The organism is Pedobacter chitinilyticus, from assembly GCF_003313385.1.
GTDB classification, from domain to species: domain Bacteria; phylum Bacteroidota; class Bacteroidia; order Sphingobacteriales; family Sphingobacteriaceae; genus Pedobacter; species Pedobacter chitinilyticus.
The window spans coordinates 177144-202478 of record NZ_QMHN01000004.1; the positions used below are offsets into that span (position 1 = coordinate 177144).

General features: G+C 39.0%; 22 protein-coding genes. 11 read left to right on the forward strand and 11 right to left on the reverse strand.

Annotation, left to right across the window (positions count from 1 at the left end):
* The first annotated feature begins 2 nt into the window (after window positions 1-2).
* Window positions 3-362: a TM2 domain-containing protein gene (locus tag DUT70_RS13555; protein ID WP_113647885.1), complete on the forward strand. Its 360-nt coding sequence runs from the start codon at window positions 3-5 to the stop codon at window positions 360-362.
* Window positions 363-610: 248 nt separating this feature from the next.
* Here the strand turns inward: DUT70_RS13555 and DUT70_RS13560 are convergent, their stop codons facing one another.
* The 3 genes from DUT70_RS13560 to DUT70_RS13570 form a co-directional block, all read right to left on the reverse strand.
* A complete protein-coding gene (locus tag DUT70_RS13560) occupies window positions 611-1990 on the reverse strand; it encodes a glycoside hydrolase family 30 protein (RefSeq protein ID WP_113647886.1) in 1380 nt (459 codons plus the stop codon).
* A 29-nt stretch (window positions 1991-2019) separates the two neighbouring features.
* Window positions 2020-3456 carry a glycoside hydrolase family 30 protein gene (locus DUT70_RS13565; protein ID WP_113647887.1) on the reverse strand — a complete coding sequence of 479 codons (1437 nt, stop codon included), beginning with the start codon at window positions 3454-3456 and terminating at the stop codon, window positions 2020-2022.
* 369 nt (window positions 3457-3825) lie between these two features.
* Window positions 3826-5730: a 7TM diverse intracellular signaling domain-containing protein gene (locus DUT70_RS13570; RefSeq protein WP_113647888.1), complete on the reverse strand. Its 1905-nt coding sequence runs from the start codon at window positions 5728-5730 to the stop codon at window positions 3826-3828.
* 193 nt (window positions 5731-5923) lie between these two features.
* Between DUT70_RS13570 and DUT70_RS13575 the strand changes: the two genes are divergently transcribed.
* Both DUT70_RS13575 and DUT70_RS13580 read left to right on the forward strand, forming a co-directional pair.
* A complete protein-coding gene (locus tag DUT70_RS13575; RefSeq protein ID WP_113647889.1) occupies window positions 5924-7021 on the forward strand; it encodes a Nif3-like dinuclear metal center hexameric protein in 1098 nt (365 codons plus the stop codon).
* The gene (locus DUT70_RS13580) at window positions 7021-7764 is read left to right on the forward strand and encodes a zinc ribbon domain-containing protein (RefSeq protein WP_113647890.1); all 744 of its coding nucleotides are present in this window, start codon (window positions 7021-7023) and stop codon (window positions 7762-7764) included. The genes DUT70_RS13575 and DUT70_RS13580 overlap by 1 nt, the downstream gene beginning before the upstream one ends.
* A gap of 120 nt (window positions 7765-7884) precedes the next feature.
* On the opposite strand, the gene DUT70_RS13585 is transcribed toward DUT70_RS13580, so the two are convergent.
* Window positions 7885-8412, reverse strand: coding sequence for a hypothetical protein (locus tag DUT70_RS13585; RefSeq protein ID WP_113647891.1), 528 nt, complete (start codon window positions 8410-8412; stop codon window positions 7885-7887).
* A 233-nt stretch (window positions 8413-8645) separates the two neighbouring features.
* Between DUT70_RS13585 and DUT70_RS13590 the strand changes: the two genes are divergently transcribed.
* Entirely contained in the window at window positions 8646-10130 is a 1485-nt protein-coding gene (locus tag DUT70_RS13590) for a YfgM family protein (protein ID WP_113647892.1), read from the forward strand.
* 79 nt (window positions 10131-10209) lie between these two features.
* Here the strand turns inward: DUT70_RS13590 and DUT70_RS13595 are convergent, their stop codons facing one another.
* The 4 genes from DUT70_RS13595 to rsfS all read right to left on the reverse strand — a co-directional run bounded on the left by DUT70_RS13595 (window position 10210) and on the right by rsfS (window position 14575).
* Entirely contained in the window at window positions 10210-11280 is a 1071-nt protein-coding gene (locus tag DUT70_RS13595) for a 3-oxoacyl-ACP synthase III family protein (RefSeq protein WP_113647893.1), read from the reverse strand.
* A 76-nt stretch (window positions 11281-11356) separates the two neighbouring features.
* A complete protein-coding gene (locus DUT70_RS13600) occupies window positions 11357-12001 on the reverse strand; it encodes a LutC/YkgG family protein (protein ID WP_113647894.1) in 645 nt (214 codons plus the stop codon).
* A gap of 75 nt (window positions 12002-12076) precedes the next feature.
* Window positions 12077-14176 (reverse strand): ATP-dependent zinc metalloprotease FtsH, encoded by a 2100-nt coding sequence (ftsH, locus tag DUT70_RS13605; RefSeq protein WP_113647895.1) that lies wholly within the window; start codon window positions 14174-14176, stop codon window positions 12077-12079.
* A gap of 24 nt (window positions 14177-14200) precedes the next feature.
* Window positions 14201-14575, reverse strand: a complete 375-nt coding sequence (rsfS, locus tag DUT70_RS13610; RefSeq protein WP_113647896.1) for a ribosome silencing factor — start codon at window positions 14573-14575, stop codon at window positions 14201-14203.
* A 44-nt stretch (window positions 14576-14619) separates the two neighbouring features.
* Here rsfS and DUT70_RS13615 point away from each other — a divergent pair, with 44 nt between their 5' ends.
* The 7 genes from DUT70_RS13615 (at window position 14620) to DUT70_RS13645 (ending at window position 21446) form a co-directional block, all read left to right on the forward strand.
* Complete coding sequence (locus DUT70_RS13615; protein ID WP_113647897.1) at window positions 14620-15390, forward strand: biotin--[acetyl-CoA-carboxylase] ligase; 771 nt, start codon at window positions 14620-14622, stop codon at window positions 15388-15390.
* A 50-nt stretch (window positions 15391-15440) separates the two neighbouring features.
* Complete coding sequence (locus DUT70_RS13620) at window positions 15441-15890, forward strand: protein-disulfide reductase DsbD N-terminal domain-containing protein (RefSeq protein WP_113648162.1); 450 nt, start codon at window positions 15441-15443, stop codon at window positions 15888-15890.
* A 54-nt stretch (window positions 15891-15944) separates the two neighbouring features.
* Window positions 15945-16388, forward strand: a complete 444-nt coding sequence (locus tag DUT70_RS13625; RefSeq protein WP_113647898.1) for a protein-disulfide reductase DsbD domain-containing protein — start codon at window positions 15945-15947, stop codon at window positions 16386-16388.
* A gap of 75 nt (window positions 16389-16463) precedes the next feature.
* A complete protein-coding gene (locus DUT70_RS13630; protein WP_113647899.1) occupies window positions 16464-18173 on the forward strand; it encodes a protein-disulfide reductase DsbD family protein in 1710 nt (569 codons plus the stop codon).
* Window positions 18170-19153, forward strand: coding sequence for a 6-phosphofructokinase (gene pfkA, locus DUT70_RS13635; protein ID WP_113647900.1), 984 nt, complete (start codon window positions 18170-18172; stop codon window positions 19151-19153). The genes DUT70_RS13630 and pfkA overlap by 4 nt, the downstream gene beginning before the upstream one ends.
* A 132-nt stretch (window positions 19154-19285) precedes the next feature.
* Window positions 19286-20824, forward strand: a complete 1539-nt coding sequence (locus tag DUT70_RS13640) for a YifB family Mg chelatase-like AAA ATPase (protein ID WP_113647901.1) — start codon at window positions 19286-19288, stop codon at window positions 20822-20824.
* Window positions 20825-21146: 322 nt separating this feature from the next.
* Complete coding sequence (locus tag DUT70_RS13645; protein WP_113647902.1) at window positions 21147-21446, forward strand: GIY-YIG nuclease family protein; 300 nt, start codon at window positions 21147-21149, stop codon at window positions 21444-21446.
* Between the two features lie 136 nt (window positions 21447-21582).
* Here the strand turns inward: DUT70_RS13645 and DUT70_RS13650 are convergent, their stop codons facing one another.
* Genes DUT70_RS13650 through DUT70_RS13660 form a run of 3 tightly spaced genes read right to left on the reverse strand, consistent with a single transcriptional unit; the run spans window position 21583 to window position 25028 of the window.
* Window positions 21583-21813, reverse strand: coding sequence for a hypothetical protein (locus DUT70_RS13650; protein ID WP_128353366.1), 231 nt, complete (start codon window positions 21811-21813; stop codon window positions 21583-21585).
* Window positions 21813-22073: a hypothetical protein gene (locus tag DUT70_RS13655; protein ID WP_113647904.1), complete on the reverse strand. Its 261-nt coding sequence runs from the start codon at window positions 22071-22073 to the stop codon at window positions 21813-21815. Before DUT70_RS13655 ends, DUT70_RS13650 begins: the two co-directional genes overlap by 1 nt.
* Window positions 22074-22130: 57 nt before the next feature.
* Window positions 22131-25028, reverse strand: coding sequence for a DEAD/DEAH box helicase (locus DUT70_RS13660; RefSeq protein WP_113647905.1), 2898 nt, complete (start codon window positions 25026-25028; stop codon window positions 22131-22133).
* Window positions 25029-25335 lie beyond the last annotated feature (307 nt).

A 25335-nucleotide genomic window follows, 5' to 3' on the forward strand; every position in this document is an offset into this window, starting at 1 on the left:
CCATGTTCGATCAAAATTTCATGTCATTGCCAGGCATCACCCCACAAGAATATTCTTACCTACAGTCTGCTACACAAGGTTTAAACGAGCAGCAGCTACGCACTTTCTTGATGATTTATTCGGGAAAACGTAAAAACCCAAGCGATATGTTATTGTTCTGTATCATTGGTCTATTTTTGGTGCCAGGTTTACAACGCTTTATTATCGGTCAAATAGGGATGGGTATTCTTTATTTGCTTACAGGTGGTCTTTGTTTAATTGGTTCAATCATCGACATTGTTAACCATAAAACTTTAGCCTTTGAACATAACCAACGCATGGTTTTTGAAAGCATGCAAATGGTTAGAATGAGCAACTTTTAAATTTTATTAACATAAACGAGACAGCCCCTTATGCTTCGAGCTAAGGGGCTGTTGATTTTTTATAACTTGAGTTCGATTATTATATAGCCATTTTGTAATTGTCTGGCGTATGGCTGACCCTGAAATAAATTTGCTTTGCAGCTACTTCGTGGTCAGGGTGACGCTAAATCAACGTTCCGTCATGCTGAATTTATTTCAGCATCAGTTTTATGGGTTAACCACCAGTAAGTAGAAGTTCAGGTTGATATTTACCACACCAATGTAGCTGCGGCGTTAGGCGCTAGCGAATAAGAAGTTTTCTCATTTTTAAGTGCAACGGTAAAAGCCTTTTGCTCTTTTCCAACGTTGAGTACAATTAAAACTGTTTTCCCTTCTGGAGTTTTAAAAGCAACATTGGCCAACCCATCAATTTCGTTAGAAGCAATTCTAACCGATCCAGGTCTTACAAATTTTGCAGCTTGGGCAATAATGTAGTAAGCAGGATTTCGGGTTACTTTATTACCTTCTATAGTGACGGCTCCCAAACATCTGTCACAACCGCCAGGTGTATGTGGTTTGTAGTTGCCATCTGCTGCCAAGTTCCATTCCAGTACCGTTTTTGCCCAGTTTCTGGTCGCACCAATAATAAGGTGCTTTACATGGAATGGAAAATCGCCAGCCATGTTTCCAGGGGCACCTACCCATTGCTCGGTGAAATAAATGTTCTTATCGGGATGGGCTTCATGAACTTTGCTTAATGCCTCAATTTTGCCGCCGTATAAGTGAAATGCCGAACCATCGATGTAAGGTTTTGCTTCTTTATCATCTAAAATACTGATAGGATAATCGGGTCTATCTGCATTGTGGTCATATACAATAATTTTGGTGCTGATTTTGTGTTGCTTAAAGACTGGACCTAAATGCTTTTTAACAAAAATAGCTTGGTCTGCCGCAAGCATCAATAAACTTGGGTTGTTGCCAGGATGTAATGGCTCATTTTGTACGGTGATGGCATCAATGGTGATCCCATTTGCTTTCATCGCTTGGATATACTTAACAAAGTACAAAGCATAGGCATCATAAAATTCAGGTTTTAAGCTGCCGCCTTTAGTCGCATTGTTGGTTTTCATCCAAGCTGGAGGCGACCAAGGAGAGCCCATCAATTTGACTTTTGGATTAATGGCTAGGATTTCTTTCAATACTGGAATGATCTCTTTTTTATCGGGACCCAAATCAAACTTACTCATCGACAAATCGGTTTCACCTTCTGGTAAATCGTTATACGAAAATACCTGTTCATTAAGGTCAGATGCGCCAATGCTCAAACGAAGGTAACTGGTGCCAATATTGTTTTGGTCGGTCGCAAATAGCTCAGTCAAGATTGCTTTTCGGGCAGATTTTTCCATGGCCAGCAAATGCTGTGCACTTCCACCAGTAAGCGTGTAGCCAAAACCATCAATGCTTTGATAGCTTTTGCTAGGGTCTATGCTAATCGTGTTTTCGCCAGTGGCTAAATTTTCAGCTTTGTTATTCTGCTGTACAAATAGAAGGTTTTGCTTTACATCAGTAAGCCAAACTTGGGGTTGCTTTTGAGCCTGTAAGCTGCCCCAGCAAAGGCAGCTCAAGGTCAAGATAAAGTACTTCTTCATCTGGGTGTTCAAATTGTGCGTTAATTAAATTAGTTGACAATAAAGGTGCTGATAGAATGTGGTTGACTTTGTGTTTTTGCCACTTCTCCGTTTAACCATAGTTGATAATCGAGGTTTTTATCACTCGTATTCATCACCACAATCACAATTTTACCATCGGGATTAAGGAAACCTGAAGTTTGCAAAATATCTCTCGTAGAGGAAGTGATGATGCGTTTAGCGCCAGGTTTAATGAATTTAGAGAAATGTCCTAAGTAGTAATAAGCATTGGTGTAAATCAACTTGCCTGTGCGGGTATCGGCATGGATAGGGGCGAAGCAATAATTCTGTACATGGTTAGGTCCTCCTTTTTCATCTAAAAGGATATTCCAGTCGGTCCATGCGGCGGTTCCGTTATTAAAATCATTGATCATTGAATGACCGTATCGCTCACCTAAAGACCAATTATTGATGCTGTCTAGGCTGAATTTTTCTTTACAACCTTCGGTAAAAATCAATTGCTTGTCTGGAAAGCTCTCGTTTACTTTTCTTAGGTTGTCGAATTGCATTTTGCTGCCTGTCCATGTTTCATACCAGTGAAAACCAATGCCCCAAACATATTTTGAAGCTTGTGGGTCGTTCAAAATGGTGCTGGCCCTGTGGTAGATTAAATCGCGGTTGTGGTCCCAAGCAATTAGCTTTTTATTGGCCATGCCAGATTTATGCAAGGTTGGGCCTAAATAGTTTTTAATGAAATCTCTCTCTTCTTCGGCAGTATAAATGCATGATTCCCATCTTTGCTTAGCCATGGGTTCATTTTGCATGGTTAACCCCCAAATAGGGATATTTCTTTTCTCGTATTCTTGGATAAATTTGATGTAATAATTAGCCCAAGCCTGCTGGTATTCCGCTTTTAACTTGCCGCCTTGTAACATGCTGTTATTGGTTTTCATAAAAGCTGGTGGCGACCAAGGGCTTACATAGGTGGTTAGTTTTCCACCTGCAGCTGCAATGGCTTTTTTAATCAAAGGAATTTTGAATTGCTCATCAGGTGCAACGCTGAAGGTTTTTAAGTCTTTATCGTTTTCCTTTACATAAGTATAACTGCTCGAAGAAAAATCGCAGCTATTGATATTGGTACGTAATAAATTATATCCGATGCCTTTTTCTTTATCGTAATAAGCAGTTAAAAATTCTTTTTGTTGCTCCGCTGGTAGTTTGGCAAAAACCTCAGCAGAAGCATCAGTTATCGCTCCGCCTATGCCGACCATGGTTTGAAAGGTTTTATTGGTGTTGATGAACACCGTAGGCTCGGTTTCCAGCGGTTGGCTGTAAGGGGTGAAATTGAGCTTTCCCTCATTGCTGATACGCAGATTGGTGTTCTCGGCGGTGGTGAACTTCTCCGCTTGTTTGGCGCTGGTTTTTGGCTTATCTGTAGAAACAAGTAGAAAAGCGAGCACTAAGGTAAATAGGTTGGCTTGATACATATTTGATTAATAATGGAATACTTGGTGTTTTCTGATTTTGCCCCGTGTCCGTAAATTATGGTTTAGGTTTTACGGACAAGGGCGTATTTAAGGTTTGTATTTGGTTAGATTAATGGTGCTTTTGAAAGCAGTTTTTTCGCCGTTGCGTTATGCAAAGTAGATTAAACTATTGCTAAAAACCAAGCATTTTAACTTTAAATATTTAATTAAATATCTGTAAAACAGATTGTTGTGTTAATTTTGATACGTTTTGATGCCGAAAGCCCAGAAGATGAAATTCCTTGCCAAGGCTGTTGCCAAGCCTGTTTTTTGGCTAAATTGAGTAAAGGTGTTTGATACGTTTGAGTACCAGTATGATTTTTTCGAATTTTAGCTCAATACGAGCTTGCTCCAGCCCATATCTCCAGCATTTTTTAATTCTTTTTTCCTGCTTTCCATTACTTTTTTGATTTTGTTGCCATAGTTTAAGCAAGTGTTTTGCCTAATGCCCAAAATTTCCGAAAGCTTGTGCGAAGAGATTTTTCCTTGAGAAGAATAGATGAGGAAAACCATGTAGAAGGATTTGGTAATGGAGATGCGGCTATTTTGAAAGATGGTGTCAATCAGTACCGACTCTTCATAGCTACATTTTTTGCAGCGTCTGCTATGGGAAGTGTGCCCAGGAATGTAATCACTAGTACCGCATTTTTTGCATTGATAGCCTTTGCTCCATTTTAAATTGGCCAAAAACTCAAAACAACTTTCCTTATCTGGATAGATCTTACTGAACTCCTCAAAACCTACCTCGGTTGACATTACCCGTGCTCTAGTCACTTTTTCAATATCCACTTTAAGCTCTTGGTTGTCGTTGGTAAGCAAGGCATTCATCTTACTGATTTCTTCTGCCTGTTGTGCCAAACGAAGATTCGATTCTGTAAGCTGTATATTCTGGGCCTCAATCACTGCCGATTTTTCAAATACTTCCTTGGTTCGCTCGGCCACTTTTCCTTCCAGTTCTTTGTTAAGCGTATCCTTAAGTTCGGCATTAATGGTCATTTGTTTGATGGTTTCCTGCTGGGCCAAATCCTTTTGTTGTTTCAGCCATCGCACTTTATCGCCAATAGCTAAAGAAAGAAACATCATTTCCAATACAAAACTGATACTTAGGCCATAATAACTTACTGCACTTACGTTGAGCCAGTCAAAGCCAATTGAAATCAGGAATTTGAGCAAGAAACCCAAAAATAGAAAGCTGTAACCCAACACAAAGTACCTCGCGGGTTTATATCCCTTTGAATAGATGTAAATACCAGTAGCGTAAGCAAGCGTTAAGGGGATAATCTCAATTACCTTGTATTTGAACAAATCTTGATTAAAGAAGAAGGTAGATGTAAACAAGGCAATCCTTAGGATAATTACCAAATTAATGATGCGATATAGGGAGGGCGCTTTCTCTTTTACTTGCAGAAGTCGTTGCGAAAAGAGCAGCGCGAAAACACTGGCAGAACATAAGGCGATGGCATAGGCAATTTGGTTCCATTGTGGACTGTTGGGCCAAAGGTATTGGTAGGCAATACCATCGGTGCTCATCTCATAAATGGCAATGCTAATGTTGTAGAAAACGTAATACAAATACTGCCTTTTCCTAATGTAAATAAACATTAGCAGGTTGTAGAAGCTGAAAATGGCAATCATGCCATAAAAAACACCAAACGAAAAATACTCATTAATGGCATATTGTATAAACCAATGAACCGAGCGTAAAACCAATATGACATCGGCAGTTTGTTGCGACTGTACCCTAAAGTAGAAGACCCTATTCTGATTGGGAATGTTTTCAAGGAAGATTTCGAAATTTTTGTGCTGTAGTGCACGCTCACCAAATGCATAACGGTCGCCTAGCAACAGGCTGTCGTAGCCGCCATGTTGGTTGGGGATGTAAGCAACAATATCATCAATGGTTTGGTCAAAAAATTCTAGCAAAAAACTTTTGTTAAGCGGCTTGGTCTGATTGATGGAAATTCTATACCAATGTGCTGCGGCTTTGTTATTTTTTTTAGGCGTGCTGGAGATACTTGGCTTAAAAGATTGTAAATGCTGGGGCAATAAAATTTCCTCGAAAGTCAGTTTGCCAGTAGGGTCCTCGAGTTGTTCAATTTCTTCAAAAGAGAAGATATGCTGTTTTGTGTTTTCTGTGATCCAAACTGTTTTTTGGGCAAAAGCATTTCCAAAAGCAGTGAAAAAGGCCGCTTGTAAAAGAAACAGTTTAACGTGAAACAAGATTGAATTTCTCATTAATTTGGTTTGGGATAATAAGTTTAACCATACTGAACAGGCGAAAAACTTATATCCTTAGTGTCAAAGATACAATTTGCTTGTGCAAAAGAAATACGTCAGAAAACTTTGAACTGATTGCGATGCCATGTTGAGCTTGTTGAAACATTTTTTGCAATATGTTTTATTAAAAGCTTATGGTTAACTTTAACCAATGAAATTAAAGAAGCTAATTGAAAGTTTAGAGCAATGGGCACCGCTCAATTATCAGGAAGATTACGACAACTCTGGTCTGATTGTGGGAAGCCCAGATGATGAAATCCATGCCGCTTTGGTTTCGCTGGATTGTACAGAACAGATAGTTAACGAAGCCATTGAAAAGAATTGCAATCTGATTATTTCTCATCATCCGATCGTATTTAAAGGTCTGAAGAAGCTGAACGGAAAAAACTACGTGGAACGGGTGGTCATGAAGGCTATCAAGAATAACATTGCGCTGTATGCCATCCATACCAATTTAGATAGTGTGGCGACTGGTGTAAATGCGAAAATATGTGAGCGCTTGGGGGTTGAAAATACCCAGATTTTAGTGCCCAAATCAGGTATTTTAAAAAAACTGGTTACTTTTTGCGAACATAAAGACGCAGAGTCATTGCGTAATGCTTTGTTTGCAGCAGGCGGGGGTAATATCAGTCATTATAGTGATTGTAGTTTTAACCTAGAGGGCATGGGTACTTTTAAGGGTGATGAGCAATCGAATCCAACTTTAGGCAAAGCTGGCGTGAGAGAATATGCCAATGAAACCCGTATCGAGGTCATCTTTAAAGTGCAGGATGAACGCAGGTTATTGTCGGCTTTGTTTGAAAACCATCCTTACGAAGAAGTAGCTTACGATATTTATGCGTTGGAAAATAAATTGCAAAGTGTAGGTTCGGGCATGGTGGGGGAATTACCAGAAGAAATAAACGGTACAGATTTCCTACGTTTGGTGAAAACGCAAATGGGTGCGAGTGTTTTAAGACATACCGACCTGTTGCACAAAAAGATAAAAAAAGTTGCCGTGTGTGGAGGTTCTGGAAGTTTTCTGTTAAAAAATGCCATAGCGGCAGGTGCGGATGCTTTTGTAACAGCGGATTTTAAGTACCACGAATTTTTCGATGCAGAAGATAAAATTGTGATTGTAGATATCGGACATTTTGAAAGTGAACAATTTACATCTAATTTGTTGATAGATAATATTCAAGAAAAATTTCCTAACTTTGCAATCCGTTTAACGGAGCATAACACAAACCCCATAAATTATTTCATTTAATGGAACAAACAGTAGAGCAGAAGCTAAAGGCTTTATACGAATTACAAAACATACATACCAAGATTGATAAAATACGCCAAATTAGAGGCGAGTTGCCAATTGAGGTTGCCGATTTGGAAGATGAGGTAGCTGGTTTGGAAACCCGTATCCAAAAGATTAAAGCAGAGTTGGATGATACGGAAGATGCTATTGTAAATCGTAAAAATATGATCAAGGAAGCTCAAAACTTGATTAAAAAATATGATACACAACTTAAGGATGTAAAAAACAACCGTGAGTACGATGCCTTAACTAAAGAGATTGAAATCCAAAACTTAGATATTCAAGTAAGCGAGAAAAAGATTAGAGAATTTGGTTTCGAGATTAACAATAAAACTGAAATTTACGAAAAAGCTAAAGCTAATCTTGATTTAAGAAAAGGTGATTTAGAAGCGAAGAAAACTGAGCTAGAAACCATCACTTCTGAAACGGAGAAAGAAGAGCAAGCTTTGGTGAAAAAAGCTGAAAAAGCACAAGAAAACATCGAAGAACGTTTGTTGTTTGCTTACGACAGATTGAGAAAAAATGCAGTGAATGGTTTAGCTGTAGTAACTATCGATAGAGATTCTTGTTCAGGTTGCTTCAACAAAATTCCACCTCAACGTCAACTAGATATCCGTCAGCGCAAAAAGGTAATTGTTTGCGAGCACTGTGGTCGTATCTTGGTTGATGAAGCTTTAACGCACGAATTGGCAGAAGCTTAATTAAGTATCCAACCAACCAAATATAAAATTAGCCCCGTACGTACGGGGCTTTTTGTTTTTCTAAAGCCAGGGGTAAACCCAACTTATACATTTTATTTGTCAGTTTGAGCCTGTCCAATACTACTTGAAAGGTACACTAAATGAACCATTCTCCACCGTAATGGTTTCTAGCGTAGTTAGACCAGAACCAATCACAAGCGTGCCTGTAAACTTACCTTCTACAACATTGTTGTCAATTTTGGTGATCTCTAGATTAAATAGGTCTGGCCATACCGTTGCTCTTGATGCAGTATAATTCTTTTGCGTATTGTTTTCGATCAAGGTGTAAGTGGTTAAAAGAGAAAACGGTGTGTTGTCATCTAAGTTGTACTTGCCGATGGGTACCCTCGTGGTTTGGTTTAATACGGTAATGGTAAGCCACTCGTTGCTAGAAACCCTTCCAGTAATTTCTAGGTAATTGCCACCATCTACCCATCTTGCTCTAAGATCGCTGAAGGTCCTATCTTTCGATCCTATTTTGGCATTTAAATGGAAGCTGCCATCATTAGTAGCATCGTCATCTTTCTTACTACAACTGGTAATGGTTAAAGTGGTAAGCAAAACCGTCAGCATCATTAAAAAGGGTTTTTTAAAGTTTAGCATCTGCATATTTATTATATTAAGGTTTAAAATTTCGATATGTCAAAATATTAAGTCCAAAGCGATTGCTTTTGTTTGAATAGAAACATCATTTAGGTGAAATTTATTGTTTTGAAAAATAATGTATTAGCGGAGTTTGGCCAATTTGAGGCTAAAATTTGGCTGGTTTTTAAAAACAACCAATAAATAAATACGTTATATAGCTTTGTTTAGCTAAATTGTCATCTATAACCATAACACCCTTGAAACTGATTTCCCGTCTTTCCATTCTCTTCTTTCTTTTATCCCCATTTGCAGCATCAGCCAATTTTGATTTCAATGCAAATTGCGTAAAAGCCTACCAAAGTATTTTCGAACTAAAACTTACTACTGCAAAACAGCTGATTGCTGCGGAGAAAAAAGTGAGACCTAATAATTCCATCATTCCCCTGTTAGAAAATTACGTAGATTATTTTTACTTACTTACTACCGAGAGCAAGGCAGAGTTTGAAAAACTGGAACCCAATAAGGCCAACCGCTTAGACCAAATCAGTAGAGACGATAAAAATTCGCCTTATTATTTGTATGCACAAGCCGAGATCAATTTGCAATGGGCATTAATTAGAAGCCGATACGGTGCTTATTTTGCCGCTTCACGTGAAATAAACAGGGCCAATGGTTTACTTAAGGACAATCAGAAAAAATTCCCATCATTTCATTTGAATGACAAGGGTTTGGGCTTGATTAACGTGGTGATTGGTGCTTTGCCCGATGGTTTCATGAAGTCTGCCTTGTCTACTTTTGGTGTGAAGGGCGACGTACAAACTGGGTTAGCGCAATTAGATCGTCTAGCGGAAAATCTGCCAAAATCCACCTACGAACCGTTTTATGAGGAGGTGATTTTTTATTATGCCTATCTATTATCAGATGTTGCCAAAAGCCCGCAAGCTTATGCTAAAACCATGAAGTATACCGCTCGTATAGCTGACAGTAGTTTGTTGAAAAGCTACATGCAGGCTTATGTATGTGCTCGAAATGGAAAAAGTGAACAGGCTATTGAAATTTTGGAAAGCAGACCTAAGGGAAGTGCTTACCAGCCTTTTGCCTATTTGGATTATTTGCTTGGAGTGGCACGACTAAACAAGCTTGATATGGGTGCTTCTTCCAATTTTAATCAGTTTTTGCAGCATAATCGAGGGGTTAACTATATCAAAGATACCTATTTGCATATGGCTTGGATTGCGCTGTTGAAGGAAGATACAACGGGCTTTAATCATTTCATCAACCAAGTAAAAAGTAAAGGAAATACTTATGCCGAAAAGGATAAGCAGGCACTTAATGAAGCTAATGCCTCTAGACCACAATTGGTGTTGTTAAAAGCTCGTTTGTTGTACGATGGAGGTTATTTAAATAAAGCGCTTGAAGTGTTAAATGGCAGCAAAGCGGATAATTTTAACAATCATAAAGACAAAACAGAATACGCGTATAGACTGGCCCGTGTAAATGATGATTTAGGGAAGGATGATGCAGCCCTCGTTCAATATCAAAATGCCATTAATTTGGGCAAAGGACTTAAATATTATTATGCTGCGAAATCAGCAGTGCTTGCTGGAAATGTCTACGAAAGGAAAAAGAATTTTGCGAAGGCCAAAGCTTGTTTCCGTTTAGCAATAGATATGAAAGGTCATGAATACGAAAACAGTATTGAGAACGAAGCGAAGCAGGCTTTAAAAAGGATAGAGGAGTAATTAAAGATAAAGGAACAAAGAGCAAGGAATAAAGACTACGAATCGTTATTCCTTGCTCTTTGTTCCTTATTCTTATTCGTTAAAATTTATAAACGATGGCGTTGATGTGCATACCTGCACCTACAGATGCAAATACGGCATGATCGCCTTCTTTAATTTCATATCCGTCTACTTTGTTTTTTAATACCAAATCTATCAAAGTAGGAACGGTGGCCACCGAACTATTTCCCAACCAGGAGATGGTCATAGGAACCAGCTTTTCAGGAATAGTATCTTCTCCATAAAGTTTAAATAGACGTTTCATAATGGCATGGTCCATTTTGCCATTGGCTTGATGGATAAATACCATTTTGATTTGCTTAACATCTACGCCAGACTTGTCTATCGCTTGTTTTACTAATTGCGGAACTGTGACTACTGCAAATTCGTAAAGCTTACGGCCTTTCATTTTAATATAGGTATTGCCGTTGTTTTCTGCTGGATTATTACTACCTCCCATAATGAGCATATCGGCATGGCTGGCGTAAGTTTGTGCCTTGTGCGCTAAAATACCCTTAGACTCGTCATTGGTTGCTGCACTTAAAACAGTAGCACCTGCGCCATCTGCAAATATCATGCTGTCGCGATCGTGAGGGTCTACAATTCTTGACAAGGTTTCAGAGCCAATCACCAATACATGCTTTGCATCTCCAGAACGGATCAAATAATCAGCCTGTATCATGCCCTGTACCCAACCTGGACAACCAAAAATCAAGTCGAAGGCAACACAGTCTGGATTGTTAATGCCCAATTGAAGTTTTACTTTTGCGGCCAGAGCAGGCAGCAAGTCTATACGATTGCTATTGTGTTTTACGTCACCAAAGTTGTGACAGAATATAATGTAATCTAAGCTTTCTTTATCGATTTTGGCATCTTCTATGGCTCGCTGTGCTGCAATAAGGCCAATATCATGGTTGAGTTGGTCGTCATTAATATAACGTCGTTCGTTAATCTCGGTGATATCACTAAACTTCTGGATAATTTCTTCGTTGTCTTTGTCAATCTTTACCCCACCATCAAAAAAGGTATGCTCAAGGAAATGTTTGCCAGAGATAGTTTTTTCAGGAATATAGCTGCCCGTACCGGTAATCACCGATCGAATTTTGTTCATAGTTATTAAATTACACTTTAAACCAATTTGGTATTTAGTATAAATTTAAGACTATTGAATGATTAAACAAAATAGTTTAATTGAAATCATCAATTAGAAATACAAAAAGTTCTTTAGGGCCATGGGCGCCTAGTACTAAAGTTTTTTCAATATCAGCCGTACGGCTAGGTCCTGTAATGGTGCTGACCATGGATGGGATTTGATGCCCATATTTGGTTTTTAACAATTGGAAAGCATCTTTTAGGTCTAAAACCAACTGTCCCGTTCTGGCAATTACGATATGATGGTGAGGGAAAATACTTAACCTTCTGCCTGCTGCATTTTGATTGCTTACCATAACCGAACCATTCCTGGCAATAAGCGCTTCACACATGGTGATGCCCACTTCTGCTTGCTCAAAATCCTTGTCGGTTTGGTAAAAAGGAAACTCGTAATTGCTCAGCAGTGCCTGTAGCTCGGGCTCCCAGCAGTAAATTTTTCGCCATTTAAATTGGTCGGCAAGCACCAGAATGTTTTCAATGAAATCAACACCGTTTTCACAAAAGATGAAATTACCAGAAACGGCTCCCAATTGTTCGGCAAATAAGATTTCTAACTCTTCTTCATTTTGCTGATATAACGGCGTCTCTTCCAGATGAGGATAGGGATTATCTCGTTTTTCGAGCAGCGCCTTCCTAATCTTTTTGAGCATAAGCTCTTTTGGGGTAATATTATCTTTCATCAACGGACTGATTTAAAAACAAAAATAGGCAAGCTTATGATAAAAGCCTGCCTATTTCTTATTAAAAATTAAATCTTATTTGCTTTCTTCTGTTGGATTAATGATGGTAGCACTTTCATCGGTTTGTTCCGTATGGTTTACTACAATTTCCTCTGGTTTGGGCTCAATCACCGTTGCTCCGTTTACAAATTCGTCATAAGTAGTACGGCTGTCAAACGGACGTTTGCCCAAGAGCTCTTCTAAATCTGTTTGGAATAAGATTTCTTTTTCCAATAGTTTCTGAGCAAGTTTCTCTAAACCTTCTTGGTTCGCAATCAACAATTGTTTCGTACGATCATAAACTTCGTTGGTTAAGTTACGTACCTCAATGTCAATCATTTCTGCAGTCCTATCAGAATAAGGTTTGTCAAAATTGTATTCGTTATGCGGATCGTAGAAAGATACGTTACCTACATTTTTGTTCATACCGTAAATCTTCACCATGCCGTAAGCAATACGGGTAATGTGCTCCAAATCGCTTAATGCACCAGTTGAAATTTTATTGAAGATGATATCCTCAGCAACTCTTCCGCCCATGGTCATGCACATATCGTCCATTAACTGTTCAGTGGTATATAAGAACTGCTCTTTTGGCAGATATTGTGCGTAACCTAATGCCGCAACGCCACGAGGAACAATAGATACCTTTACCAATGGATTGGCGTGCTCTAAGAACCAGCCTGCAATGGCGTGACCAGCTTCGTGGTAAGCCACAATTTTCTTTTCTTCTGGAGAGATAATCTTGTTTTTCTTCTCTAAACCTCCAATCACACGGTCAATTGCATCTTGGAAATCTTGCATATCTACCATCTCTTTATTGCGACGAGCAGCAATTAATGCAGCTTCGTTACATACATTGGCAATTTCTGCACCTGCAAAACCTGGTGTTTGAGCCGATAGTTTTTTGGCTTCTACATCAGGAGCAGTTTTAATAGGCTTTAAGTGTACTTTGAAAATTTGTTCACGGCCCACCAAGTCAGGTTTGTCAATAGAAATCTGTCTATCAAAACGACCTGGGCGCATTAAAGCCGAGTCTAATACATCAGGACGGTTGGTTGCTGCTAGGATAATGATACCTGAATCGGTTCCAAAACCATCCATTTCTACTAGTAATTGGTTAAGGGTGTTTTCACGCTCATCATTACCGCCCATCACACTACCTTTACCACGAGCACGTCCAATGGCATCAATCTCATCAATAAAAATGATACAAGGTGCTTTATCTTTAGCTTGTTTAAACAAATCACGTACTCTGGAAGCACCAACACCAACAAACATTTCCACAAAATCAGAACCTGATAAAGAGAAAAATGGTACTTGCGCTTCGCCTGCTACGGCTTTTGCCAATAAGGTTTTACCTGTACCAGGTGAACCTACCAATAGTGCTCCTTTAGGGATTTTACCACCTAAATTAGTGTATTTCTTAGGGTTTTTAAGGAAATCTACAATTTCCATTACCTCTGTTTTTGCTTCTTCTAAACCTGCAACATCGTTAAAAGTGATATTCACTTGGCTCTCTTTATCGAATAAAGTTGCCTTTGATTTACCAATGTTGAAGATTTGGCCGCCACCGCCGCCACCGCCACCGCTCATGCGGCGCATCATGAAGATCCAAAGACCGGCGAACAATAACAATGGCAATATCACTTGAACGAAAATACCTGTCCATGCACTAGATTTAGAGATGGTTTCTACAGGGATTTGGTTTTCAGCAGGAACATTGGCTTGTGATTTTTCCAATTGTTTGCTCAAAATTTCAGGAGATGGCGCATTGAAGGTAACCATAGGTCCCGTATCACGACCAAAACTACTTCTGTTTTTATATTTTTTGTATTTAGGATCTTCTTTTTTGCTGTCCTTAATGTAAACTTCGGCCTTTACAATATCGTCGGCCTTATAGGTTACAATCTTTTGTACATCCCCAGGGATTAGCATTTCTTGCTCAAAAGTTTTGTAGGATATTTGTTGTGCATTGTCTGAGCTAAACAAAAACTGAATAGCTAGCAGACCAATAATGATCGCCGCATAAACCCAAAATATATTGAATTTTGGAGCTTTTTGAGGGCGTTTAGGGATATTTGGCATTCGCTTTCCAGGTTTGTTGGGCTTATCGTTTGAATTATTTTCTTGTTTCATGCTAGTAAAATATTGTTAAGAGGGTTATGCGCTTTTGTATGTGGTTGCTTCAGCGTCTCCCCATAAATCTTCTATTCCGTAAAAATCACGTTTCTCGGTTCTAAATATATGGACAACAATGTCAAGATAGTCTAAAATAATCCATTCTGCATTGTCTTGTCCTTCTTTTCTCCAAGGGTGGGATTGTGTTAATTTATAGATTTCATCTTCTACACTATCGGCTATTGCTTTGACTTGGGTAGAAGAATCTGCATTGCAGATGACAAAATAGTCAGAAACTGAGCTGTTCAGTTCCCTTAAATCCAATCTCACTATATCGCTTCCTTTTTTTTCTTGAATGCCTTGTACGGCTATTTCAGATAGGTATGTAGAAAGGTTTTCATTTTTCTTTTTTACCATTAAAAAAATTAATTTTGGTCTTCAATAAATTATAAAATCAACACTTGCAAAATAACACTTTTTCAACATTATTTGTTGGTCAAAATCTTATCAAATTATCAGCGGTTGATTCTACTAATAATTATTTAAAGAATTTAGCTTCAAATTCCGAGCCATTGCCCGAAGGAACTGTAATAATGGCAGACCATCAATATGCGGGTAGGGGGATGCAAGGTAACGTTTGGTTGGCACAGCCAGGTAAAAGCCTTACATTTAGTTTGTTGTTAAGGCCAACTTTTATCACGGCTGATCGACAGTTTGAATTGAATATGTTGGTCTCAGTGGCCGTAAACAATGTTTTGTCGAAGTATTTAAAAGACAGCCTTAGTATTAAGTGGCCAAACGATGTTTATGTGGGAAATCAGAAAATTGGTGGGGTGCTAATTGAGAATGTCATAGCTGGCAGTCAGTTAAAACAAAGCATTATTGGCATAGGAATAAACGTAAATCAGGGTGAATTTGAAGAAGAATTAGCAGGACGGCCAGTGTCTTTATCGCAAATTTTACATCAAAATGTGAATTTAATGGTGCTTTTAAATGAGATTTGTGTTCAAATTGAGCAACTTTATCTAAAACTGAAGCTTGGGAAAAGTACAAAACTTAGAGAGTTGTACGTTAATAACCTTTACCGCCTTCATAAGGTATCAACCTATGAGCAAAATGGTAGGGTATTTGAAGGAATAATAGAAGGAATCAGTGAAACTGGCTTATTAAGGCTCAGACCTTTGGGTGGAGAAACACTCGAATTTGGATTTAAAGAAGTTGCTTTTATTTAGGAATATTAATGAAACATTGTAATTTTAACAAACTAACTTATAAAAAACAAATGAAAAAAATCACCTTAGTTTTAGCGATGGTTGTAATGGCAACCGTTAGTGCATTTGCCCAACTAGAGAATCCAGTTAACTGGCAATATGCTGCGAAAAAGATTAACAAAAATGAAGCGGTGCTTTATATCAAAGCAACCATCGATCCAAATTGGCACCTTTACTCTCAAAACCTTAAACCTGGAGGGCCAAACAAAACTGAGTTTACTTTCGTGAGTTCTAAAGATTTCTCATTGGTAGGAAAAACTACTGAGCCTAAACCCATTACTAAATATGAAAAAGTATTTAAAATGGATGTAAGCTATTTTGAGGATCAAGTTGTTTTTCAGCAAAAAATAAAGCTGAATAAAGCAACCACAACAGTAAAAGGTAAGGTTGAATTTATGGTGTGCGACGATAAGCAATGTTTACCGCCTAGCGAAGTGAGCTTTAGCATCCCCGTAAAATAATTAAATGAAATAAGGAATGCCAACGGTGTTCCTTATTTTTTATCTAGTGCTATAATGAAAACAAGATTATTCCTCTTTCTTTTATTAAGCAGTTTTTTTGCTCATGCGCAGTTGCTTGAACCAGTCAAATGGTCTTATCTGTCTAAAAAGATCAACAACAACGAAGCCGAAGTTTATATTAAAGCTAGCATTGCTCCTGGATGGCATATTTATGCGATGCAGTTTAACGAGCCACCAATGAGTACGAGTTTTCGTTTTACGCCATCTCCGTCATATGCTTTAATAGGTAAAGTTAGAGAGCCCAAATCTGTAGCGAAATACGATAAGAATTTCAAGAAGAACCTATATTTTTTTGAAAAAGAAGTGATTTTCACACAGAAGGTAAAATTGCTTAAAGGTAAGGGTTCAGTTAATGGCGTTTTGGAGTTTATGGCCTGCAATGATAAAAGTTGTCTTCCTGCGAAAGAGGTTTCTTTTCAGATTCCTGTTTCCCGTTAAGCCCTTATACCCTATGCGTTGAGGTGATAAATAGAAAATTATCGCTAACTTCACGCTCACAACACAAACACACAAATGAAAAAAACTAACTTATTATTGGTGCTTTTAATAGCGCTTTTTACCATCTTTTATTCCTCTGATGGCTATGCCCAGCAAGCCAAGGAAGACACGACTTCGGCCAGTGCAGATATTGGCGATCTTGAATTTACCACTATCGGCTCAAAAGAAGATAGTGTAGCGAACAACATTAAGCCCGATTCTTCAACTGCGGTGAATACTGCTACAGACACCACTAAAAAAGCGGCTGAAGCAGCTCCAGTTTCTTCTCAAAACAAAGAGAAAACACTTTGGCAAACATTTATTGAAGGACTTTTTGGAGGTTTCTTGGCCTTTTTAATGCCATGTATTTTTCCAATGGTTCCGCTAACGGTAAGTTATTTTACCAAGAGAGCAGGCAGCAAACAAAAAGGAATTGCTCAAGCCATTATTTATGGTTTGTCTATTATCGTAATTTATGTAGCCGTAGGTTTATTGATCACTATTTTATTCGGTTCGTCGAAACTAAACGAATTGAGTAGCAGTGGTATTTTTAATATCCTTTTCTTCCTTCTGCTGGTGGTTTTTGCCATGTCATTTTTTGGAGCTTTCGAAATTACCCTTCCAAGTTCCTTTGTCAATAAAATTGATCAAAAGGCAGATAATAGTAGAGGATTGGGCGGGATTTTCTTTATGGCCGCTTCTTTGGCATTGGTTTCATTTTCATGTACAGGACCTATTATCGGAACATTATTGGTGCAAGCCAGTTCTAAAGGTGAAATTTTAGCGCCAGCGGTGGGTATGTTTGGTTTTGCGCTAGCATTAGCCTTGCCATTTACCTTGTCGGCAATTTTCCCAGGCTTCTTAAATAGCATGCCAAAATCAGGTGGTTGGTTAAACAGCGTGAAAGTTTGTTTGGGCTTTTTAGAATTAGCCTTGGCACTTAAATTTTTATCATCCGCAGATTTAGTTTGGCACTGGGAATGGTTTGACAGAGAAATATTCTTGGTATTGTGGATCGTGATATTTGCCATGATGGGCTTCTACCTGCTCGGTAAACTAAGGTTTTCGCACGATAGTAAATTAGAATACATCAGCGTTCCTCGGTTAGTGCTGGCCATTATATCTATTTCCTTTGCCGTTTATATGGTGCCTGGACTCTGGGGTGCACCTTTGAAAGTATTAAGTGGCTTAGCTCCACCAATGCACACTCAGGATTTTATCCTTAGCAATAACGAACATGCAGCACCCGCGGTGTCGTCAGACTTTCCTGCCAAAGTTAAATACGGAGAGGTACTTCCCGCACCACACGGTTTCAAAGTGTTTTTTGATTTAGATGAAGGGGTGGAGTACGCCAAGAAGGTAAATAAACCGATTATGCTCGACTTTACAGGATGGACATGTGTTAACTGTAGAAAAATGGAAGATGACATTTGGGTAGACCCAACGGTAGGAAATATCATTCGTGATAAATATGTTTTGATCCAACTTTATGTGGATGAAAGAAAAGTAAAAATGCCCGCAGATAAAGTACATTATTCGAAATACCTAAAAGGAGATACAGATAATTTAGGTAGGTGGAACCAAGATTTTCAAGCCACTAAATATGGGGCTAATTCTCAGCCTTATTATGTGCTTGTAGATCATCAATTAAACCCATTGGTGCCAGCACAGGGTGCTATTTTCAATGCAAAGGAATATGCTGCTTTCTTGCAAAGTGGTGTAGATAAGTTTAACTTAGCCGAATGAGTAAGATACAAAATATAGGCGTGCTGACTTCTGGTGGTGATGCTCCTGGAATGAATGCCGCAATTAGAGCCGTAGTTAGAGGTAGTTTATATTACAAATTAAAAGTTACTGGTATTTTAAGAGGCTATGATGGTTTAATCAATGCCGATTTTATGCCAATGGATGGTAAATCGGTAGCCAATATTATACAACGTGGGGGAACTATTTTAAAAACCGCTCGTTGCGACGACTTTAGAACAGTGGAGGGAAGAGCAAAGGCCTATCAAAACTTGGTTGATAATGGTATTGATGCTTTGGTGGTGATTGGTGGTGATGGTACTTTTACTGGGGCAGATATTTTCTCGCAAGAATATGACTTTCCCATTATCGGTTTACCAGGAACTATTGACAATGATTTGGAAGGTACAGATTTAACCATCGGTTACGATACGGCTATTAATACTGTGGTTAATGCGGTTGATAAAATCAGAGATACTGCCGAATCACATGACAGATTGTTTATTGTGGAGGTAATGGGTCGTGACTCTGGACTGATTGCTTTAAGAAGCGGGATTGGTGTAGGTGCAGAAGCGATTTTAATCCCAGAAGCCAAAACAACCGTTTCCGATTTGGTTTATCGCATAGAGCACGGACGTAAGGACAAGGCTTCTAAAATTATTGTAGTCGCCGAAGGTGATGAAGCTGGCGGTGCTTACAATGTTGGAGAAACTTTAAAGAAGAAATTTCCTCACCATGATATTCGTGTTTCGGTATTAGGCCATATCCAACGTGGGGGTAAGCCTAGTTGCATGGACAGGGTATTGGCTAGCCGTTTAGGTGTTGCTGCTGTAGAGGGTTTGCTTGAGGGGAAATCAAAGGTAATGGTTGGACAAATCAATAAAGAAATCGTATTTACGCCATTTGCTAAAGCCATTAAACATATTGACGCTGCGCAAATTACACCTGGGTGGTTGCGTTTGGCAGAGATTTTATCTCTATAAGTTCTTTTAGGAGCAAAGCATTTTAAAGCCAGCGAAAGCTGGCTTTTTTGTTGGTGTTGTAATGTATTAGGGTATAGATATTTGTAGAAATGATCGAGGTTTTATAACTTACCTTTGAAAAACATCTGCCTTATGCTTATAAAAACCTATGGAAGCGCCGTTTACGGTGTAGACGCTATTACCATTACTATTGAAATAAATATTGGTCCTGGTAATAAATATTTTATGGTGGGCCTGCCCGACAATGCCGTAAAAGAAAGTCTTTTTAGGGTAGAAAGCGCCATTCGAATTGCAGGCTACCATATGCCACGCCAAAAAATCCTCGTCAATTTAGCTCCAGCTGATATCAGGAAAGAAGGCTCGGCTTATGACCTACCCATTGCTATAGGTATCCTAGCAGCTTCGGGACAACTTGATGCTACTTTATTGGAACAATATGTAGTGATGGGCGAACTGTCGCTGGACGGTGGCTTACAAAGCATTAAAGGTGCACTGCCCATTGCCATACAAGCTAGGAAAGAAGGTTTTAAAGGCTTAATACTACCTGCTGCAAATGCCAATGAAGCAGCAATTGTGAACGACATGCAAGTTTACGGGATGGCAAACTTGCTGGAGGTGATCAATTTCTTTAGCGGAAAGGAAAAGCCACAGCCTGTTTTTGTTGACACCAGAAAGGAATTCTTTAAGCAGATTAATAACTATGAGCAAGACTTCGCCGATGTGAAAGGACAGGAAAATATCAAAAGAGCTTTGGAAATTGCCGCGGCCGGAGGGCACAATGTGATTTTGATTGGTCCACCAGGAGCTGGAAAAACCATGTTGGCTAAACGTTTGCCAACCATATTGCCTCCCTTGAACCTAAATGAGGCATTAGAAAGTACCAAAATCTATTCGGTAGCTGGCCGTTTGTTAAGCAATAATGCCTTAATGACCGAGAGACCTTTTCGTTCGCCCCATCATACCATTTCAGACGTGGCTTTGGTTGGCGGGGGAATGAATCCACAACCAGGAGAGATTTCATTGGCACATAACGGAGTGCTGTTTTTAGATGAGCTGCCTGAATTTAAGAGAACAGTTTTGGAAGTAATGCGCCAACCTTTGGAAGATCGTAAGGTGAGTATTTCCAGAGCGAAGTTTTCGGTAGAATACCCAGCTAGTTTTATGTTGGTTGCTTCTATGAATCCGTGTCCCTGTGGCTTTTATAACCATCCAGAGAAGGATTGTGTGTGTGCCCCAGGGGTAGTGCAAAAGTATTTAAGCAAAATATCTGGTCCTTTGTTGGATAGAATTGATTTGCATGTAGAAGTTACCCCAGTAAACTTTTCCGAATTGTCATCATCTCGTTTAGCGGAAAAAAGTGATTTGATCAGGGAGCGGGTAATAAAGGCAAGGGCCGTACAAGATGCTCGGTTTGCAGAGCTAGAAGAGATTCATGCCAATGCACAGATGAGTGCCAATATGGTAAGAAATATTTGTCAGATAGGTGAACAAGGGCGTTCGTTGATTAAACAGGCAATGGAAAAACTAGGTTTGTCTGCCAGAGCTTACGACAGGATTTTGAAAGTGGCGCGTACCATCGCTGATTTGGCCGATAGTGAAGATATTGAAATCGAACATCTAGCCGAGGCCATCCATTATCGAAGTCTGGACAGGGAAAGCTGGTCTGGATAGACCACCCGTCATTTCGACCTTGTGGAGAAATCTTTGGACATGCAATTGGAATAGATAAATGAAAGACTATGCTGGTTAGCAAAGTTCAAAGATCTCTCCGTTGCGCTACGCTCCAGTCGAGATGACGGGGTAGGATAGCTTGGTTCGTCATTTCGACCTTGTGGAGAAATCTTTGGATATGCAGTAGAGATATGTAAATGAAAGACTATGCTGGTTAGCAAAGTTCAAAGATCTCTCCGTTCCGCTGTGCTCCAGTCGAGATGACGGACAAGGATAGGCAATTCGTAAATAATAAAAGACAATTTTTTAATCCAAAAGGAACATGGTAAGAGGCGGCTGTATTTATATCACGACTAATTATCAAAGAAGTACACTGTATATTGGAGTAACTTCTGATTTACCATACAGGATTTATCAGCATCGATCAAAAGTTTATCCCGCTTCATTTACAGCAAAATATGATTTAACTTTATGTGTTTATTACGAAGTATTTACAACTATTCAGGAAGCTATAGCAAGAGAGAAACAATTAAAAAGATGGAGCAGGACCAAAAAGGAGATGTTGATTAATCAAATAAATAGGGAATGGAAAGATTTAAGCTCAGAAATATTGGAATGGTGATGGCAGTTAGCTCGTTATTTAGAGCGTAGCTAAGAACGGAAGCTTAACGAAGTTAAATCTTGCATATGAATATTTGCAGCAAAGTTCAAAGATCTCTCCGTTACGCTACGCTCCAGTCGAGATGACGGTTAGTGGTTTACTTCAAAAAATGTTGGTCAATCACAGCACCAATATCTTCTACCTCATCATTCTCCTCTACTACAGGAAGGTCAGTTTTATAATCAATGCGCATCCATTTATGGTTGCTGTTCTTTAGAATTTGTAGATACTCAGCGCCCATTTTAAAAATGGTGTAAGTATTCTCTTCTTCGGGAATAACCTCGTAAATGGCACCGCGAAGTTTAAAATGAAAAGATTCTCCCATCATTAAAATTCCTCTTCATTATCCTCATCCTCTTCCTCTGGTTCTTCTTTATATGCGGCAATTAGTTTGCCCAAAGCATTTACTTCCTCATCAGGTTCAAATACAGGGGTGCCCGTTTCTTTGTCGAATTTAATCCATTGTTCTCCATCATCCTTCTGGATCTGAAGATATTCTTTCCCATCTTTGTAAATGGTGTAAGTTTCGTCCCCTTCTGGGAAAACAGCATAATCAACGTTGTTGAATGTTAAATCGAATGGCTGCATGTTTAAGTAAAAAGTTTAAAGTCAAAGGTAAGAAATAGCAAATACTAATTGCGATGATTAAGCCAAAAGTTCCTGGATATCTTCTTTGCTTAATGATTTAAAGAAGCTCTCTTCAGTAGTGATTAACGAGCTGGCCAGCGATTTTTTACGTTGTTGTAAGGCCAGTATTTTTTCCTCCACCGTGTCCTTAGAGATGAACTTGTAAATGAACACTTTTTTCTCCTGTCCAATACGATGTGTACGGTCAATGGCTTGTTGTTCAATAGCAGGATTCCACCACGGGTCTAAAATAAACACATAATCCGCCTGTGTAAGGTTTAAACCTACACCACCCGCTTTAATAGAAATTAAGAAAACTTTTATTTCCTCGTTCTGCTGAAAATCAGCTACAATCTCCCCACGGTTTTTGGTACTTCCATCAAGATAGCTATAATTGATTTGCTGTTTGTCCAGATGCTTTCTGAAAATTTCCAGGTGTTTTACAAATTGAGAGAAAATGAGCACTTTATGGCCACCGACAAGCACATTGTCCAAAGTGTGCATTACGTTCTCAAATTTGCCCGAATCAGAAGTATAAGCCTCGTCAATCATCACAGGGTGATTAGCTAATTGGCGCAAGGCCGTTAAACCTTGCAAAATCTGGATCTGCTTTTTGGCATAGGTGCCATTATCCATATTGCTCAGCAAATCATTACGGTAGGCCGATTTGGTTTTTTCGTAATAACTGGCCTGATCCTCGCTCATATCACAATAAAAGATATGTTCCGTTTTAGGAGGTAGTTCTGCCGCTACCTGCTCTTTAGTACGACGCAACACAAAAGGCTTAATAATGGCTTGTAGTTTCCTGGCTTTGTCCTCATCCTTGCGTTTTTCAATGGCCTGCACATACTCCTCGTTAAAAAAGGATTGCGTACCCAACAAACCAGGATTTAAGAAAGTAAGCTGCGTCCAAAGGTCGCTTACCGAGTTTTCTATCGGTGTACCGCTCAGTACCAGCTTATGTCTCGATTTTAAGGTTCTTACCGCTTTGAAAGATTTAGAAGAAGGATTTTTAATGTTCTGGCTTTCGTCTAAAATAATGTAGTTGAAATAAAATCCCTGTAATAAATCCACATCCACACGGGTAACACCGTAAGTGGTGACCACCACATCATATTTGTCTAAATGCGCAAGGTCTTTATTACGATTAGTACCTGTATGAGATAATATTTTTAACGCAGGCGTAAATTTTTTTGCCTCATTAAGCCAGTTGTAAATCAAAGAAGTAGGCATGATGATCAGCGAAGTGCTATGCTTTTCTGCCAACACATCTTCCTCCTTTATTTTTTGAAGCATGGCCAAAGTTTGAATGGTTTTACCCAAACCCATATCGTCGGCCAAGCAGCCACCAAAGTTATATTCGCGTAAAAAACTGAACCAATTGTAGCCCGCTTTTTGGTAGTGACGCAAATCGCCCTTGAAATTCTCGGGCATCGAAAAATCATCGATTTGCTCAAAATCGTTCAGCTTTTGAAGTTTGCGGTCAAGCGTTACGTTGGCAATGCTATCCTCTGCCAAATCGTTAATTAAACCAATGTGAAACTTCTTCAGCTTCAGATGCTTGTTGCCATCGGCCAAACTAAATAGGCTACTATATTGTGTAAACCACTTTTCAGGAATAATGGCAATATCCCCATCAGGCAAAATAAACTCCCTTTTTTTATGTAGGATATGTTGTTTTAAGGAAATAAAAGGAATAGGATGAATGCCAAAGTAAACAATGGCATTAATGTCAAACCAGTCATTGTCTTCTTTAATTTCGAAATCAATTTTATTGCTGCCCAGCACAAAACGTTTGGCACTGCTGGCCTGTTCTATGTCAAAACCTTTTTCCTTTAGCGTATCAATATGCTCATTTACCCAACTAATAATGGCGTAAGAAGCATTGTGGTTCTCATTAAGATTGGGCAGTTCCAAATGATGGAAAAGCGCACTCACTTTTTTCAAACCTAAACCAGTCAAGAAATCAAACTGCTGTTTTTCCCATTCAATATTTCGCTTAATGCGGATAAAGGTATAGTTATCGCCATCCTTTTGCAGCCTAACGGTCACTTTGTGCTCGTTGCCCATGGCAAAAGAATAGCTGCCATATTTAAAATACAGCTGTATTTGAGAAACGCCGTTCTCTACATAAATGACCTTTATCGTGGCTTTCGCCTCATGCTTTTCGGTTTTAATTTCAAAACCCTCGGCATAAACGTGGTACTTCTCAATCAACGGTGCTACAAACTTTTCAAAGTAAGTTGCCTCCGTCGCTTTAGGAATGGTGATGTAACGTTTGTTGAGGAAAGGAGTCAGTTTTTTGCCTTCAAAATCCTGCTCAAAAAAGTACAGTACATCATTAAGCAATAGCCAAGCGGGCTGATTACAAATGACCTGTGCCTCCTTAAACATAAAATCAATGCGCATCCCTTGGTATTTAATGGTAGGGAAATAGCGGGTTTCCACTTCGTTTCTCCTGAAGTGGAACAAAATGGTCGAGGCTTCGATAGCCAGTTCAATTTTTCGCTCCGCAGGCCAGCCGTCTTTATCCATCAGGTAAAGACCGCCTTTGGTTTTAAGGATCTCCAGTACTTCTGTCAGTTTCTTTTCAATTTTAGGACGTACCGAATCATAAAACTTTTGGTCGTAAAACTTGCTGAAAAACTCGAAGGGCCTGATGGCTTTTTTGTGATATTTTTTGATGATAAAATCCTGTTCGGTTTCATCAAGGATTTTAATCAACTTAAAATCCAGCTCGGTTAAATGTTTGGCAAACTCCTGCGCCGTATGTGTAAACAAACGCTGGTAGGTCAACGAAAAATCGCCTTGTGGATTGAGCTGAACAATATGTGGTTCAATTAAATAGCCCAGGTAATCGTGTTTGCATAAAGAATACACAATTTGACAAGGAGCTGAACTATTTACTCGTAACATTAATTAAAGGCTAAAACAATTAAAAGGTAAGCTGTTAAAAAATTTTAAACTTACAGCAAATACTTGTTTTTTCAAAGCAAAGCCTAAAAATTATGTTACCATAGGAATGGATAAGGATCAACCTCGTAGGTTTAACTTTTGTTTAATATTGTTTTTTATCGGTAAGGTTGAGGGCTTCGCCGTTTAAAAACCTGCGAGGTTTGGTGGGATGGTTTTATTTGGAATGTTTAAGAGGTTTTCATTTGAAAAGCAATTTGCTACTACTATTTAAGTTCAGCCCCGCTGACCTGTCCTGATATTTCGGGAT